The organism is Paenibacillus sp. J2TS4 (genome assembly GCF_018403245.1).
GTDB lineage: Bacteria > Bacillota > Bacilli > Paenibacillales > NBRC-103111 > Paenibacillus_L.
Genome location: NZ_BOSH01000034.1, coordinates 1,372 through 2,506, shown reverse-complemented (window position 1 = coordinate 2,506; position 1,135 = coordinate 1,372). Strand labels below are relative to the sequence as shown.

Sequence of the window (1,135 nt, the reverse complement as noted above, 5' to 3'; positions counted from 1 at the left end):
GCCTCGGGGAGCTGTAAGCAAGCTTTGATCCGGGGATGTCCGAATGGGGGAACCCCCGTATCGTAATGGATACGGACTCCGCACTGAATCCATAGGTGCGGCAGAGGCAGACCAAGGGAACTGAAACATCTAAGTACCTTGAGGAAGAGAAAACAATAGTGATTCCGTCAGTAGCGGCGAGCGAACGCGGAAGAGCCTAAACCGATGCACTTGTGCATCGGGGTTGTGGGACGTCAACGTGAACTTAGCTCATTAAGTGAAGTGGTCTGGAAAGGCCCGCCAGAGAAGGTAACAGCCCTGTAGCTGAAAATGAGCGAACGTTCTAGACGGATCCCGAGTACCGCGGGGCACGGGAAACCCCGTGGGAATCTGGCAGGACCATCTGCTAAGGCTAAATACTCCCTAGCGACCGATAGTGAAGCAGTACCGTGAGGGAAAGGTGAAAAGAACCGCGGGAGCGGAGTGAAATAGAACCTGAAACCGTGTGCTTACAAGAAGTCAGAGCGCGTTAATGCGTGATGGCGTGCCTTTTGTAGAATGAACCGGCGAGTTACGTTTGCGTGCAAGGTTAAGCAGAAGATGCGGAGCCGCAGCGAAAGCGAGTCTGAATAGGGCGAATCAGTACGCAGGCGTAGACCCGAAACCGTGTGATCTACCCCTGTCCAGGGTGAAGGTGAGGTAACACTCACTGGAGGCCCGAACCCACGAATGTTGAAAAATTCGGGGATGAGGTGGGGGTAGCGGAGAAATACCAATCGAACTCGGAGATAGCTGGTTCTCCCCGAAATAGCTTTAGGGCTAGCCTCGGGAGCGTAAGACGTGGAGGTAGAGCACTGATTGGGTGCGGGGCCCGCCAAGGGTTACCAAGCTCAGTCAAACTCCGAATGCCATGTTCTTGAAGCCCGGGAGTCAGACGGTGAGTGCTAAGATCCATCGTCAAGAGGGAAACAACCCAGACCATCGGCTAAGGTCCCCAAGTGTGTGTTAAGTGGGAAAGGATGTGGAGTTGCAAAGACAACCAGGATGTTGGCTTAGAAGCAGCCACCATTGAAAGAGTGCGTAATAGCTCACTGGTCGAGTGACTCTGCGCCGAAAATGTAACGGGGCTAAACACACCACCGAAGCTGTGGCAGGA

Annotated in this window: 1 rRNA gene (cut by a window edge); it reads left to right on the top strand. The window is 53.8% G+C overall.

The annotated features are described in order from the left end of the window. A 23S ribosomal RNA gene (locus KJS69_RS29300) occupies positions 1-1,135 on the top strand (its annotated part continues 1,371 nt past the right edge of the window); the annotation flags it as partial.